Raw genomic sequence first — 15,044 nt, 5'->3', positions numbered from 1 at the left:
AAAACTTATCTTAGGTTACTGTTAAAAGTCTTAATCAGCGGTGGCAGATCCACCTCTAAACTACTAAATATTTCACGCTCAATATTCCGTACAATCGAATCCAGCGGTAAATCATTTTCCTGCAAACCAAAAGGCTCCTCCAGCTCTGCACTTAACGCATCCAACCCTAAAAATAAATATGCAATCAATGCCACAATGACAGGTGTCCATATCCCTAAACTGGCCTCTAAGCTAAATGGTAAAATCAGACAAAATGAATACACCGCGCGATGTAAAAGCACCGAATACGAAAATGGCAATGGCGTGGTCATAATACGGTCACAGCCTGCATGGATATCACCCATCGCTACGGTATGACGTGTGAGCGTGCTGTAGATAATGTCTGTAATCTGACCTTGTTTATAGGTTTTGACTAAATCTTTTTGAATAATTTCAAGTAAATACTGTGGTGCATTGATATTGTCTCGGCATTGCTGCCATTGCTGCTCCGTTAAATCTACACCGTCTTTAAAATGTACAATATCTTGTGATTCATAGCGTAAGCGATCACGTAACAAATTGCAAAACAGCATGATGCGGTACATCAACACGGTTCTTTGCTCATCTTCAAGTACATGACTATCCCGAATCATGTGGCGTGTATTGGCAATCAATGTGCCCCAAAGCTTGCGACCTTCCCACCAACGGTCATAACAGGCAGTATTTCGAAAGCTCAAAAAAATCGACAGAATTACCCCAAAGATAGTAAACCCGATGGCTGGAACTTCGGGCGTATTCAGGTAATGTGCAGCACTTAGATACACCAAAATCGCCGACAAACTCACGACGACAGCCAACGCAGGCATGACTTTTGGGAGTATCGTGCCATGCCATGCAAATAAAAGTTTAAAGCTATTATTTTTATTTCGAATGATCACTTATTTCCCCTCTGTACTGCCTTAATGAACCATCTCAAGCATGAAAAAAGCCCAACCGAAGTTGAGCTTAATCTTAACCTACTTGATCTTAACCTATTGGGGATTCAAAGATGAATCCCTTTAAAAACTAAGATTTTATTTACCCGGTTTAAAACTGTCTTTCAAATCTAAGATGCGGTTAAACACTGGTTTTTCAGCTGTATGATCAAACTGATCTGCAACAAAGTAACCTTCACGTTCAAATTGGAAACGATCTTCAGGTTTTGCTTCTGCCAATGCAGGCTCAATGACCGCTTGAACCACTTTAAGTGATTCTGGATTTAAGTTTGCAAGGAAGTCATCACCCACTTCAGGGTCTGATTCAGTGAATAAACGGTCGTAGATACGAACTTCCGCTGCAATACCCTTGCTTGCAGAAACCCAATGTACAACACCTTTCACTTTACGGCCTTCAGGGTTTTTACCTAAAGTTTCAGGGTCAATTGAACATTTCAATTCAACCACTTCACCGTTCTCGTCTTTAATCACTTCATCACACTTAATCACATACGCATGACGTAAACGCACTTCACCGCCCGGAATCAGACGTTTAAAGCCTTTAGGCGCAACTTCTTCAAAGTCTTTACGATCAATGTAAATGTCTTGAGTTAACGGAATGATACGGTCACCCATGTCTACGTTTGGATGACGTGCATGCACCAAATCCATCGCTTCAGGCAAGTTAGTTAAAGTCACTTTGAGTGGATTCAACACAGCCATGCCACGCGAAGCAGTATTTTCTAAAGACTGACGGATGCAGTATTCAAGCATTGCAACATCTACGATACTGCCATCAACTTTCGTTACACCTACACGTTTGCAGAAGTCACGTAGACCTTCTGGAGTAAAGCCACGACGGCGCATACCCACAACGGTCGGCATACGTGGGTCATCCCAACCATTCACAAATCCACCTTCAACCAATTTACGTAATTTACGTTTAGAGGTAATGGTGTAATCCACATTTAGACGGCTTGATTCGTACTGACGTGGTACAGATGGGGATTTAACTTTCTCTACAACCCAGTCATAGAACGGACGATGATCAACAAACTCTAGTGTACACAGTGAATGCGTAACTCCTTCAATGGCATCTGATAATGGATGCGCATAATCGTACATTGGGTACATCTTCCATTTATCACCAGTTTGGTGATGTTCAGAATGCAAAATACGATACAAAATAGGATCACGCATATGAATGTTAGGTGAAGTCATGTCAATTTTGGCACGTAGTACTGCCTGACCTTCTCCCAACTCACCATTACGCATTTGTTCAAAACGCGCTAAGTTTTCTTCTACGCTAGCATCACGTTGCGGCGAGTTTTTACCCGGCTCAACAAAATTACCGCGGTTTAGTTTGATTTCTTCAGGGCTTTGCAAATCCACATAGGCATCACCTTGTTCAATCAATTGAACTGCCCAAGCGTAAAGCTGATCAAAATAGCTCGATGCATAACGCGGCTCGCCGTTCCACTCAAAACCTAGCCATTTCACGTCATTGGCAATACCATCTACATACTCTTGTTCTTCGGCATCTGGGTTTGTATCGTCAAAACGGAGGTTACATAGACCCGCGAATTCTTGAGCAATACCAAAGTTCAGACAAATGGCTTTTACATGACCAATATGTAGGTAGCCGTTTGGCTCTGGTGGGAAACGTGTTACAACTTGTTCTGTACGACCTGCAGATAAATCATCGGTAATGACTTGACGTACAAAATCTAAGCCTGGCTGTTGTTCCTGCTGCGCAGCTTCGACAGGGGCATTGTTCTTGGTTGTCGGATTGTTAGGCAGGGATGAAACAACATCGTTTGGCTTCATGGTAATAAAATCACTTCTATAAAGATAAAATTAGGATAATTAAAACGCTTTTCTTTATTTTTAACAAAGAAAGTAACGTTTTTACTTGCCTTGTAGTTTACAGTTTGCTTATGCTTCTCACAACCAAAAAACCCATGGCTTTCATGTCCATGTACAGGAGATTACACAATGAGTTTTCCTCAAGTCGAATTAAACACCAATAAAGGTCGTATTGTTCTTGAGCTTAACACTGAAAAAGCACCTAAAACTGCTGAAAACTTCTTACAGTATGTTCGCGATGGTTTCTATGACGGCGTGATTTTCCACCGTGTTATTGATGGTTTCATGATCCAAGGCGGCGGCATGGATGAAAACTTCAAAGAAAAAACAACTCGTGATTCTATTGAAAACGAAGCTGACAACGGTTTAAGCAATGATGTTGGTACGATCGCTATGGCACGTACTCAAGCACCTCACTCTGCTTCAGCTCAATTCTTCATTAACGTGAAAAACAACTCTTTCCTTAATCACACTGGTAAAACAGCGCAAGGTTGGGGCTATGCAGTATTTGGTAAAGTAGTTGAAGGTCTTGACGTTGTTGACGCAATCAAAAGCGTTCGTACTGGTAACCGTGGCTACCACGCAGACGTTCCTCTAGAGAACGTTGTAATCGAATCAGCTAAAATCATTTCTGAATAATTTTTAAATTCTCCCTGAGTAGCATTGCTGCGCAAGTCCCTTTAATAAAGGAGGGAGTTTCAATATGAAATAAATGTCGGAACTCCTCCCTTTTCCAAAGGGAGGCTGGGAGGGATTTTTAGAATAAGGAAAAGATTCGTGACCTATCTGTTTATCGCTGATTTACATTTGTCACCTGAACACCCTCGACTCGTTCGGGGGTTTTTAGCTTTGTTAGAACAATACAAAACTCAAAATACCCAGCTGTATATTTTAGGTGATTGGTTTAATGCTTGGATTGGTGATGACTTTACTGCCCCATGGTTAGACGAAATCATTGCAGCGCTTAAAGATTTTACTGCTTTGGGAAATCAAATTTATTTCCAAGTAGGTAATCGTGACTTTGCATTGGGTCAAAAGTTTTTAGATAAATTTCACGGTCAATTATTACAAGACGTTGATTATCTCCACATTAGCAACTATAAAATTCGCCTCGAACATGGCGATTTACTTTGCACCGATGATGTGTCTTACCAAAAGTTTCGTAAAGTGATTCGTAATCCTTTGCTTTTAGGTTTCTTAAAGAGCTTACCGCTTAGCATTCGACAAAAAATCGCCAATGGCTTCCGCAAAAAAAGTACAGAAACCAAGCAAGTTAAATCTTATGAAATCATGGATGTAAATGCCGAAGCTGTAGAAAAAGCTTTAGAGCATGCCGATCTACTGATTCATGGACATACCCACCGCCCCCAAATACACGATGTGCATGGCAAACCTCGTATCGTTTTAGGGGACTGGCGTACAGAACAAGCTCAAATATTAGAGATGGGTGAAAACCCATCTGTGAGTGATTTAAAATTAAAAATATGGTCTTACTAGTCCATAGCTTTCTAATCGTTAGACTTTAGAAAAACTTACCATCATATCTGATTAATGTACGTATCCAGACCATGCAAACGTAGACTTTTAATTAAGCAAAAAAAAAAACAGCAGATGATCTGCTGTTTTTTGCTTTTAGGCTAAGCGATATAGCTGGTTTGGGCCAGTATAGAAGCTTTTTCCATCTAGATTCAGGTTAAAGGTCTCGCCTGTTTCTAATTCAATCATTTGCCCAACATCAACCCAAATTAAACCAGCATTGGTATTTTGTTGACGTTTCAAAGGCACCAGTTTTACATTAATTTCGTCGCCATTTACGGCTTTGGCAGTTTGCCAAGTATTTAAAATATTCAAAAGATTTACTCAACATGTGAGCTTTTTGTGACAGAACAAAGAGATTAATCAATCGGGTTTGGAATAATAATTCTGTAGTTACAAAGATATGATTCAAGTCAGAAGCTTGAATACAGATAAATCACAATCAGCTAAATAAAAAAAGATAAGCAGGAACATTACCCGCTTCGAGTTAAGCAGAAGTATACAATATTGCGCTTTGATTAGCAAAAGTAGGGCTTATATACGTTATAAATACCTGCTTTTTCAATAGTATTCAAAAATCTGTGTCATTTCAATAAACTGAATCAAACAAGAAATGACACATCATGGCAAGCAACTTTGATTTCAAAGCTGTTTTTAAAAACAATTACAGTCAAGCCCTCCTCACTGGTGAAAACGGTATCTTAACCCCACCCCTCAAACAACTGACAGAAGCAGCTTTAAATGCTGAAATTGAATTTAGAAGCCCCCACTAGCCAATTGTAGGAATAGCTATTCTCGTAAGACTGTAAAATCATCTTACGGTTCATTTGAACTGGAAATACCTCGGGATCGTGCTGACGATTTTGAGCCTCAACTCGTCAAGAAAAATCAAACCTAACTCCATAAATAGATCGACAACAAAGTCATTTCGCTATATGCACTCCGTACGGGCTACCGCAATATTCAGAAACAAATTACCGATATGTATGCACTGGTTCTTTCCAAGGGTGGCATTACCAATATTACAGACAAGTTAATCCCTGAATTACATGCTTGGTAACGGCGTCTTCTCGATATTGCCGTATATCCATTTGTGTGGCTCAATACCATTCATTACAAGTATTATTCACCAATTAAAATGTCGTGTTTTTAACAAAAAAGATCAAGAATGAAGGTATTTCTGTCAACAAAGCCGTTTTACCATTCTGGGATTACATGCCGAGGACCATAAAGAACGGCTAGGTCTTTACCTTTCAAAAAGTGAAGGTGCTAATGAATGTTCAGCGTATTCACAGATTTGCAGAATAGTGACAGACATTCTGATCGCCTGCATTGATGGACGTAAAAGCTTCCTGAGGCAATTGCTGCGATATGTCCGCAGACAGAAGTTTATACACTGAAGAATGCGGCCCACATCAAAACAAGCCTCAATTTATCATGATATATCTGGGCTTATTCATGATTCGGGTTATTTAATAGCGAGGTGGTGTCGCACTTCAAGACTTAACCTACTTATATTTAATTAGTAAAGATTCTCATTATTCACAATGTAAATTTTAGTAAATATAGTAAATTAGTCAGAATTTAAATTAGATACATAAGCAATTTAGTCGGGTTTAAAAAGTTTAAATATAAGTATTTTAGTCAGGTATTTAAATAACAGAATTAGTTTATTTTTAAATCATTAAAACGATTAAGTTATTGTATTAAAACACTTTAATAATATATTTTTATTTTAACTGTTCAACCTATTTGCTTTTTGTGTATATTTGTTAATAATATAGTACAAGTTTAAAGAATAGGCTTATCTCCATGAGCTTAAAATTCAAAGATTTAAATCGTCGTGTGGTCAGAGAAATAACCGCAATACTAATAATTAAAGTGATTATTTTAATGATCATTAAGAACATCTGGTTCGACGCCCCTACCATCCCTAAAAACTTTGACAATCAAGTTGCCGAGCATATTGCTGGCAGTCCTTCCCAAATCAAGGAGACACGTTGATGATTTCTGAAAGCGTGGTCGATCTTTCGCGGTTCCAATTTGCAATGACCGCGATGTATCACTTTATTTTTGTTCCGCTGACTTTAGGTCTGGCTTTTATTCTTGCCATTATGGAAACCACCTATGTGATTTCTGGCAAAGAAATTTATAAAGACATGACTAAATTCTGGGGAAAACTCTTCGGTATTAACTTCGCATTAGGTGTTACTACTGGTTTGACCATGGAGTTTCAGTTCGGTACTAACTGGGCGTATTACTCGCACTATGTCGGTGATATTTTCGGTGCACCATTAGCCATTGAAGGTCTGATGGCATTCTTCCTTGAATCAACATTTATTGGTTTATTCTTCTTCGGCTGGGATCGCCTATCCAAAGTTCAGCATTTGGCTGTAACTTGGTTAGTTGCACTTGGCTCGAACATGTCTGCACTATGGATTTTAGTAGCCAATGGTTGGATGCAAAACCCTGTTGGTTCTGCTTTTAACTATGAAACCATGCGTATGGAAATGGTGGACTTCGGTGCGCTGATTTTCAACCCCGTGGCTCAGGTTAAATTCGTGCATACCGTATCTGCAGGTTATGTGACTGGTGCTATTTTCGTACTGGCAATTTCAAGTTACTACTTATTGAAAAAGCGTGACTTGCCATTTGCGCGTCGCTCATTCGCCATCGCTGCTATCTTTGGTTTAGCGTCTACACTTTCGGTGATCTTACTGGGTGATGAATCTGGTTATGAAATTGGTGACGTACAAAAAACTAAACTAGCTGCGATTGAAGCTGAATGGGACACTCACCCAGCTCCAGCGCCATTTACTTTGTTCGGTATTCCAAATAAAGAAACCATGTCTACTGACTACGCGATCAAAATTCCTTATGTCATGGGGATTATTGCAACACGTTCAACTGACAAAGAAGTGATAGGTATTAAAGACCTGATCGTACAACACGAAGCGCGTATTCGTAACGGTATGGTGGCTTACTCACAGTTAGAACAACTTCGTGCAGGCGATACGTCTCCTGAACTTAAAGCAGCATTTGCTGAGTCTCAAAAAGACTTGGGTTATGGTCTGCTTCTGAAAAAATACACAGACAAAGTGGTCGATGCTTCTGATGATCAAATCAAAGCTGCTGCAAAAGACACTATTCCACATGTTCCAAGCTTGTTCTGGGCATTCCGTGCAATGGTTGCTTCTGGTTTCTTAATGCTCCTTCTGTTCGTACTTGCTACCTTTGCTGTCGGTAAACGTAATGCAGAAAACAAACCTTGGTTATTAAAGTTTGCTTTATTTGCCCTGCCATTACCTTGGATTGCAGCACAAACAGGTTGGTATGTTGCCGAAGTTGGTCGTCAACCTTGGACTATCGGTGAAGTTCTACCTACACATCTTTCAGCTTCTAGCTTAAGTACAGGTGATGTATGGGGTTCTATCCTTGCATTGGCAGCGTTCTACACTGTACTGCTGATCATTGAAATGTACTTAATGATTAAATTCTCACGCCTTGGCCCAAGTTCTCTACATACTGGTAAATACCATTTTGAGAAACTTGAAGCTGCAAAAAAGGCAAATGAGGAGGCTCAAGCATGATCGAATATGAATTACTCAAAATCATTTGGTGGGTTTTAGTCGGTGTCCTACTGATCGGCTTCGCCCTCACCGATGGCTTCGATATGGGCTCAATGGCGATCATGCCATTCGTAGGTAAAAAAGACGAAGAACGTCGTGCGGCAATCAATACGATTGCCCCACACTGGGACGGTAACCAAGTATGGTTTATTACTGCCGGTGGTGCACTGTTTGCAGCATGGCCAATGGTATATGCAACTGCATTCTCAGGCATGTATTGGGCGCTGTTACTGGTACTCTTCGCTCTCTTCTTACGTCCAGTCGGTTTTGACTACCGTTCTAAACTTGAAAATACCAAGTGGCGTAATTCTTGGGACTGGGGTTTAGCAATTGGTGGTGCCGTTCCTGCCCTCGTATTTGGTGTTGCGTTTGGTAATATGTTCCTTGGTGTTCCATTCACTATGGACGAAACTGTTCGCTCGACTTATACAGGGAGCTTCTTTGCACTGCTTAACCCATTCGCTTTAGTTTGCGGTATCGTGAGTTTATCTATGCTTTGCGCTCACGGTGGTGCATGGCTCATGCTTCGTACAGACGGCGATCTGCGCGCACGCTCTGCAAAAGCAACTCAGCTTATGGGTATCGTATTCTTAGTTTGCTTCTTACTGGCAGGCGCATGGTTATACTTCGGTAATATCCAAGGCTACACATTAGCTCAACCGTTTGACACTAATGGCGTTGCAAACCCATTAGCTAAAGAAGTGATCACCAATGCCAACCCAGGTTGGATGAACAATTACAGTACTTATCCAATTACTATGATTGCGCCAATCATGGCTATTTTAGGTGCGCTGATCATCATCCTTGCCGCAGGTAAAGGTAAAGCAGGTTTCAGCTTCCTTGGTTCAAGCTTGGCAGTCATTGGTGCAATCTTAACTGCTGGTTTTGCATTGTTCCCTTTCCTTATGCCATCGAGCATCAACCCAACTGTAAGTTTGACTATGTGGGATGCGGTATCAAGTAAAAATACCCTAACTGTGATGACAGTTGCAGCATGTATTTTTGTCCCACTTATCCTGTGCTACACAACTTGGTGTTACTACAAAATGTGGGGCGTGGTTACTAACAAACATATTGAAGAGAATTCACACAGCCTATACTAAGGCTGTGTCTAAGGAGAAAAGACGATGTGGTATTTTGCTTGGATTCTCGGTATTTTGATGGCATGTTTTGCAGGTGTACTTAGTGCGCTTTACATCGAACATCATCAAGATCTAGATGAGGAATAACAAATGACTGATGCTGCTGTAGAAAAATCACTTGTAGAAAAGAAGCCAAATAAATTTGCAATGGTCATTTCCTGCCTGTTAGCTTTTCCTTTGGCAGCCGTGTTACTTGTACATCCTGCTGTTATGCTGGATGACAATGGTGGATATAGCCATCGAGCGCTGATGTTCATCATGATAGGTATTTCAGGTGGTTTTGTGCATGGTGTGGGTTTTACGCCACACCATTGGTTCTGGAAATGGCTTTTTAGCCCCTTTCTCGCTTGGCCACTTATGCTGTGGGGCTACTACACATGGTTCCTACATTAATTAATATCTAAATAAAGCCCTCAATTGAGGGCTTTTTTTATGTTTGCCTTAAAGCGCTGATTTTTCAATGCAGATTAATAAAACAAAATATTATAAATTTTTATTAAAAATTAAACATTTTCTAACATTTGATTATACATATTAGCGCCCGCAAAGTTGCATCGCCGCTGCATGGCCTTTAGCATGCTCTGCACCTGAATTGGAGTTATATAATGAAAACTAAAACCTTTTTAGCTGCAGCATGCATTATTGCCAGTACTTACGCATCTGCAGAAGAAGCAAAAAAAGGATGGCTGTCAAAAGCTATTGATAAATGGAATACCTTGGGGCAGCTGACAGATAAGGATTTTGAACAGTATCCGACGGTGCAGGAATTTTTCCAAGCCAAGTATAAAAATCCGCGCACCATCACCATGAATAACGTATCTTACGGTGCTGGCACCATTATGTGGGAACGCGCAAACACCTATTGTGCGCGTGACGGCGGTGAATTTGTACAAATTAAAAGCCATCCATCACCGCTGATTCCTTATAAAGGCTCTGAGGTGCTGTCTACACCGAATCTGCAAAAATACTACGGCTTATTCCAGTGCAAAAATATCAAAAACAGCTGGAAAGTTTACTTTGACCATCAGAACGAGCGTATTTTCCAGCATCCGTCTCCAAACACGGCTTCTGACGTCAGCTTCAATTTCGAATAATCGTTATCTATAGAAAAAATCAAAATATGCAAAAAACATTATTGTTTCTTGCCGCAGCAGCCGGGCTATCCGGCTGCCAAGTCACAGGGGAACGCGGCAGCCTCTATCAAAATGTGCTAGGCGGCTTCGGGCCTAAAACCCAGCATATCCAGCTCAATCCAGAACTGAACAGTTTTTCCCTGACAGTACCGCTCTCGGCTTATAATGAATTGGATTTAAACAAAGGGCTGATCAGCAATGCCCCGTTCTTTAACCAGTTAAAACAAGACCGTTACTGGAGTGTGCATCATATTTATGACGCGCAATTCCGGCGCCTGGCGCAAGACCGGGTTAAAATAAAAGTCTGCAATACGGTCAGCGCTGATCACCGCCGCAGCGCCAACGACTCCAGTTCCTGCGCAGATATACAGATGCGCGTCGCATACGACAGGCTGAGTGATGGCGTACGCATGACCTTCAAGCCTATTACGGCCGATATCAGCACAGAAGACTTCGGCTTCTTTATCAAAAACGCAGCGCCGGAATTATTTAAAAATGCCGAGCAGCTGAACACTGCAACCCTGATTAAAACCTTCGGCTATGAAGATGCGCTGACAGTCAGCAGCAAACGCACGATTTCCAGCCTCAGCAATGTGCTAGTAAAAAATGGCTATACCGTTACTACTCAGGATATTGCCAATGAAAAAATTTACTTAAGCTCATTTGAGCTTAAATCGGCTGACGCGAAGGTCTTTTCCATCTTGAACTGCCGCACCGCTGCCGCCAAAAATGGTTCCAGCACCAGCTGCAAATATGCCCTGTTCAGCCCCTATGCCATCAGCGACTATCGAATTTACAACAAAGAAATAGCCAGAAAAATCAATCAGCTATTCAACTAAACCCAAAGCCGGCATGAAGCCGGCTGTTTTTATCCGCTTAGCCGGCGCCTGCCCAGATACTGACAGATTATACTTGCGGGCGCTTATGAGCGCTGGCCGGCCAGTCCGCCATAGCTTAAACAACTACAACCAAGGCATTCGACCTGCCAATCATCTGCACAGAAACATTGATTTACGTTCTGACGGACTGCTCAATACATTCTGCTACAGCATTTTCCCGTACGTCCAGCGCATAAAAAAAGCCGGACATTGGTCCGGCTTGATTATTCCGTTTACATTAATGCTTAGCGATGCGTATGAATCGACATCACAATTCCCATTCCTGCGAGCATCGCAATTACGGCTGTACCACCATAACTCATCAACGGTAGTGGATCACCTGTTACCGGTAAAATCCCACTGACCATACCCGAGTTTAAAAATACAAAAAAGAAGAAAGTTAATCCTATCGCCCCTGCATAGAGTCGTCCAAAATTATGGAAGCAATTTAGTCCAATAATCAAACAGCGAACAATAATTGCTGTAAATAAACTAAATAAAAGAAATACACCAATAAAGCCAAACTCTTCAGCATAGGTCGACATAATAAAGTCAGTATGATGCTCTGGCAGATAACCCAAATGCGACTGTGTCCCTTCGGTATACCCCTTACCCATTAAACCGCCTGAACCAATGGCAATTTTAGACTGAATAATATTCCAACCTGCACCAAGTGCGTCAGACTCAGGATCGAATAACGTCAGTACACGTTTTTTCTGATATTCCTGCAAAAAGAACATCCAGAGTACAGGTGCTGCAATCGCAAAGGCTGTTAAAGCAGCTGCAATTAAACGCCAAGACATTCCACTTAAAAATAAAACAAAAATACCCGGAATAATCAAACCGATATTCAAGTCAGGCTGTAAAGCGACCAATGCAAATGGAATCAATAATAAAATTAATGCCCCGACAATTTGTAAAAATTTCGGTGGAAAAGGTTTTCGCGCAAAATACCACGCCATCATCAGTGGCATGGCAAATTTCATAAACTCACTCGGCTGCATACTGCCGATACCCGGTAAGCTAATCCAGCGTTTCGCCCCCATCCTTTTTTCACCAATAACCAAAACCAACAACAGTAAAAATATACCGATGGCATATAAGTACGGACTCATAGATTGGTAAACTTTGGGTGGAATTTGCGCGCAGATCAACATCACAATAAAGCCTACACCAAAACTTGTGGCTTGACGTAGTACCATTCCCGAATCTTCCGCGGTCGCACTATAGACAACCATCAGCCCCAATATTGCATTGAGTACCAAGAAGCAAAGTAACCACGGGTCTAAATGAAGTTTAGCCCATCGAGAAGAATCGTGTTTTATACTGCGGCCATCACGTAATGACTGACGTAAAAAACGATACTGTTGAGAAGGGATCATTGCGAAACAGATCTAAAAAGGATGCGGGAATTATAGATTAAAGCGACAGTAAAAATCACTGTCCCTTAAATATTCCTTGAAATAATCATCTATTCACTTGAGACGCTAAAATTAAACGTGCCAATTCCAAGTCATCAGGATAGGTAATTTTAATATTGTCCGAACGACCTTGCACGACATTAACTTGCTCATCGACAAATTCTAAGGCACTAGCTTCATCTGTGATGGTCGCACCAGCGGCAAGCGCTTGTTCAATGGCATTTTTAAGCATACCCAATTTGGCAATTTGTGGTGTTTGCGCTTGCCATAAAGTTGAACGATCTACCGTTGTTGATATTTGTGGTGGCGTTTCAACTTGTTTTAAGGTGTCGCGTACAGGGATGGCGAGAATCGCACTTTGCTCAGAATCGACTGCCGATTGAACTAAATTTTCTAAACTCGACTGCGAGACACATGGTCTTGCTGCATCATGAACAAACACCCAATCATCATCATTGGCAATCGAAGATAGATATTGCAATGCATTGAGTACAGAATGCACACGCTCTGCACCGCCTAAACAAAAATGAGCCTTCTCTTGATTAGTGAGTGCCAAGGTCTGAGCAACATTATCTTGCTCACCTATAGCCAATACATAACCCGTCAACGGCAATTGGTTGAGACGTGCAACTGTATGTTCAAGCACAGTTAGACCCGCAATGTTTTGATATTGTTTTAGTTCAGTTTTAGAAAATCGACTTCCTGAACCAGCAGCAGGAATAATAGCCCACAATTTAAGGTTCGGGTGGAAGTTCGGCTGGTTCTGACTCATTGGTACGTAGGTCTACTTTTGCGTTTGGATCAATATAAATTGGTTTGTACTGAGTACTGATCGTACTCATCTGTACGAAAGTTTCATGCGGTTTAATTAAACCTAAATCTAGACGAGCATGCTCTTCAATAGCTTCAACGCCATTTTTTAAATCGTATACTTCAGCGGCAAGCACGCGATTTCGTTCTTTTAATTCGTCATTGAGTTCGACTTGTTGTTGTATTTTCTGACTCAGTTGTTGATGTTGATGATAACCACCTTCACCGAACCAGTATAAATATTGAAACCCTGCGATCAAAAAGATCGCAAGGCCCAACAATGCTTTACTCGCTTTGGAGTCAAATACATTTAACATAGATAGCATGATCTGCTTAGTTCAAACCTTTGAACTCAGCTTTACCGCGATATGCAGCATTAGTCAATTCTTCAATACGAAGTAATTGGTTATATTTCGCTACACGGTCAGAACGGCAAAGTGAACCAGTTTTGATTTGACCCGCTGCTGTACCCACTGCAAGATCTGCAATAGTTGAATCTTCAGTTTCACCAGAACGGTGTGAAATTACTGTAGTGTAACCATTTGCTTTCGCAAGATAGATTGCATCTAGAGTTTCAGTCAACGTACCGATTTGGTTGTACTTGATCAGAATAGAGTTACCCACTTTTTCGTTGATACCACGTTGAAGAATCTTAGGATTCGTAACGAATAGGTCATCACCAACCAATTGGATTTTGTCGCCAAGGATTGAAGTGAGGTAAGACCAACCTTCCCAATCAGACTCGTCTAAACCATCTTCAATTGAGATGATTGGGTATTGTTTTGCAAAACCAGCAAGGTAGTCAGCAAATTGGTTGCTTGTGAATGCTTTATTGCCTTCACCTGCAAGGATGTATTGACCATCTTTGTAGAATTCTGAAGATGCACAGTCAAGCGCAAGCATAATGTCAGAACCAGCTTTGTAGCCAGTTTTTTCAATTGCTTCAAGAATTACTGTAATTGCTTCTTCGTTAGAACGAAGGTTCGGTGCAAAACCGCCTTCATCACCAACTGCAGTATTTAAACCTTGTTTCTTTAAAACTGATTTCAAAGAATGGAAAATTTCAGCACCAGCGCGTAAAGCTTCAGAGAATGAAGTGAAGCCAACTGGCTCAATCATAAATTCTTGAATGTCTACGTTGTTGTCTGCATGTGAACCACCATTTAGGATGTTCATCATTGGAACAGGCATAGTCAAAATGCTGTTATTACGAAGGTCTGCGATGTATTGAAAAAGTGGAATTTTCTTTTCGTCAGCAGCAGCGCGTGCAGCAGCTAGCGATACCGCTAAAGTTGCGTTCGCACCTAATTTTTCTTTGTTTTCAGTACCGTCAAGCGCGATCATTGTGTTGTCAATGTCTTTTTGTTCGAATACTGATTTACCCAACAATGCATCACGAATTACTGTGTTAACGTTGTTAACCGCAGTTTTAACGCCTTTACCTAAGTAACGAGCTTTATCGCCGTCACGAAGTTCTAAAGCTTCACGAGAACCAGTTGAAGCACCAGATGGTGCACATGCACGGCCTACAACGCCAGAGGCTAAGATTACGTCTGCTTCGATGGTAGGGTTACCACGAGAGTCCAAAATTTCACGTGCACGAATGTCAACGATTTGGCTCATGAACAATTCCTCAGTTGATTAATAAAAATGATGCGTCAAAAGTGACGCATCAA

Annotated in this window: 17 protein-coding genes and 1 pseudogene; 11 read left to right on the top strand and 7 right to left on the bottom strand. The window is 41.1% G+C overall.

Going from position 1 to position 15,044, the window contains the following annotated elements:
• Window positions 1-5: 5 nt before the first annotated feature.
• Together FTV38_RS07780 and FTV38_RS07775 are read right to left on the bottom strand one after the other, a co-directional pair.
• Window positions 6-917: a bestrophin family protein gene (locus FTV38_RS07780; RefSeq protein WP_180022134.1), complete on the bottom strand. Its 912-nt coding sequence runs from the start codon at window positions 915-917 to the stop codon at window positions 6-8.
• Between the two features lie 135 nt (window positions 918-1,052).
• A complete protein-coding gene (locus FTV38_RS07775; protein WP_180022133.1) occupies window positions 1,053-2,780 on the bottom strand; it encodes a glutamine--tRNA ligase/YqeY domain fusion protein in 1,728 nt (575 codons plus the stop codon).
• A gap of 168 nt (window positions 2,781-2,948) precedes the next feature.
• Between FTV38_RS07775 and FTV38_RS07770 the strand changes: the two genes are divergently transcribed.
• Both FTV38_RS07770 and FTV38_RS07765 read left to right on the top strand, forming a co-directional pair.
• Window positions 2,949-3,458 (top strand): peptidylprolyl isomerase, encoded by a 510-nt coding sequence (locus tag FTV38_RS07770; RefSeq protein WP_078193500.1) that lies wholly within the window; start codon window positions 2,949-2,951, stop codon window positions 3,456-3,458.
• A gap of 138 nt (window positions 3,459-3,596) precedes the next feature.
• A complete protein-coding gene (locus tag FTV38_RS07765; protein WP_180022132.1) occupies window positions 3,597-4,316 on the top strand; it encodes a UDP-2,3-diacylglucosamine diphosphatase in 720 nt (239 codons plus the stop codon).
• 135 nt (window positions 4,317-4,451) lie between these two features.
• Here FTV38_RS07765 and FTV38_RS07760 read toward each other — a convergent pair whose 3' ends face one another.
• Window positions 4,452-4,670 (bottom strand): transposase, encoded by a 219-nt coding sequence (locus FTV38_RS07760; protein WP_111883736.1) that lies wholly within the window; start codon window positions 4,668-4,670, stop codon window positions 4,452-4,454.
• Between the two features lie 308 nt (window positions 4,671-4,978).
• Between FTV38_RS07760 and FTV38_RS07755 the strand changes: the two genes are divergently transcribed.
• The 9 genes and pseudogenes from FTV38_RS07755 (at window position 4,979) to FTV38_RS07715 (ending at window position 11,098) form a co-directional block, all read left to right on the top strand.
• A complete protein-coding gene (locus FTV38_RS07755) occupies window positions 4,979-5,128 on the top strand; it encodes a hypothetical protein (protein WP_168378620.1) in 150 nt (49 codons plus the stop codon).
• A gap of 59 nt (window positions 5,129-5,187) precedes the next feature.
• Window positions 5,188-5,415: pseudogene (locus tag FTV38_RS18380) on the top strand (transposase).
• 752 nt (window positions 5,416-6,167) lie between these two features.
• Window positions 6,168-6,359, top strand: coding sequence for a cytochrome oxidase putative small subunit CydP (gene cydP / locus FTV38_RS07745; RefSeq protein WP_078188513.1), 192 nt, complete (start codon window positions 6,168-6,170; stop codon window positions 6,357-6,359).
• Window positions 6,359-7,945 carry a cytochrome ubiquinol oxidase subunit I gene (locus FTV38_RS07740; protein ID WP_180022131.1) on the top strand — a complete coding sequence of 529 codons (1,587 nt, stop codon included), beginning with the start codon at window positions 6,359-6,361 and terminating at the stop codon, window positions 7,943-7,945. Before cydP ends, FTV38_RS07740 begins: the two co-directional genes overlap by 1 nt.
• Window positions 7,942-9,087, top strand: a complete 1,146-nt coding sequence (cydB, locus tag FTV38_RS07735; RefSeq protein WP_168378622.1) for a cytochrome d ubiquinol oxidase subunit II — start codon at window positions 7,942-7,944, stop codon at window positions 9,085-9,087. The genes FTV38_RS07740 and cydB overlap by 4 nt, the downstream gene beginning before the upstream one ends.
• A 24-nt stretch (window positions 9,088-9,111) precedes the next feature.
• Window positions 9,112-9,213: a cytochrome bd-I oxidase subunit CydX gene (cydX, locus tag FTV38_RS07730; protein WP_002120988.1), complete on the top strand. Its 102-nt coding sequence runs from the start codon at window positions 9,112-9,114 to the stop codon at window positions 9,211-9,213.
• 3 nt (window positions 9,214-9,216) lie between these two features.
• Window positions 9,217-9,519: a cyd operon YbgE family protein gene (locus FTV38_RS07725; protein WP_180007838.1), complete on the top strand. Its 303-nt coding sequence runs from the start codon at window positions 9,217-9,219 to the stop codon at window positions 9,517-9,519.
• Window positions 9,520-9,731: 212 nt separating this feature from the next.
• The gene (locus FTV38_RS07720; RefSeq protein WP_180022130.1) at window positions 9,732-10,220 is read left to right on the top strand and encodes a hypothetical protein; all 489 of its coding nucleotides are present in this window, start codon (window positions 9,732-9,734) and stop codon (window positions 10,218-10,220) included.
• Between the two features lie 26 nt (window positions 10,221-10,246).
• Window positions 10,247-11,098, top strand: coding sequence for a hypothetical protein (locus FTV38_RS07715; RefSeq protein ID WP_180022129.1), 852 nt, complete (start codon window positions 10,247-10,249; stop codon window positions 11,096-11,098).
• 284 nt (window positions 11,099-11,382) lie between these two features.
• On the opposite strand, the gene rodA is transcribed toward FTV38_RS07715, so the two are convergent.
• From rodA to eno, 4 genes are all read right to left on the bottom strand, one after another.
• Entirely contained in the window at window positions 11,383-12,519 is a 1,137-nt protein-coding gene (rodA, locus tag FTV38_RS07710) for a rod shape-determining protein RodA (RefSeq protein WP_111884954.1), read from the bottom strand.
• A gap of 85 nt (window positions 12,520-12,604) precedes the next feature.
• Window positions 12,605-13,330 (bottom strand): 2-C-methyl-D-erythritol 4-phosphate cytidylyltransferase, encoded by a 726-nt coding sequence (gene ispD / locus FTV38_RS07705; RefSeq protein WP_180022128.1) that lies wholly within the window; start codon window positions 13,328-13,330, stop codon window positions 12,605-12,607.
• Window positions 13,293-13,685 carry a septum formation initiator family protein gene (locus tag FTV38_RS07700; protein WP_078188520.1) on the bottom strand — a complete coding sequence of 131 codons (393 nt, stop codon included), beginning with the start codon at window positions 13,683-13,685 and terminating at the stop codon, window positions 13,293-13,295. Before FTV38_RS07700 ends, ispD begins: the two co-directional genes overlap by 38 nt.
• A gap of 16 nt (window positions 13,686-13,701) precedes the next feature.
• Window positions 13,702-14,991 (bottom strand): phosphopyruvate hydratase, encoded by a 1,290-nt coding sequence (eno, locus tag FTV38_RS07695; RefSeq protein WP_078188521.1) that lies wholly within the window; start codon window positions 14,989-14,991, stop codon window positions 13,702-13,704.
• Between the last annotated feature and the right edge of the window lie 53 nt (window positions 14,992-15,044).

The organism is Acinetobacter sp. YH16044, assembly GCF_013417145.1.
Lineage (GTDB): Bacteria > Pseudomonadota > Gammaproteobacteria > Pseudomonadales > Moraxellaceae > Acinetobacter > Acinetobacter amyesii.
Note: the sequence above shows the minus strand (reverse complement) of the source record. Positions and strands in the feature narration are given on the sequence as shown.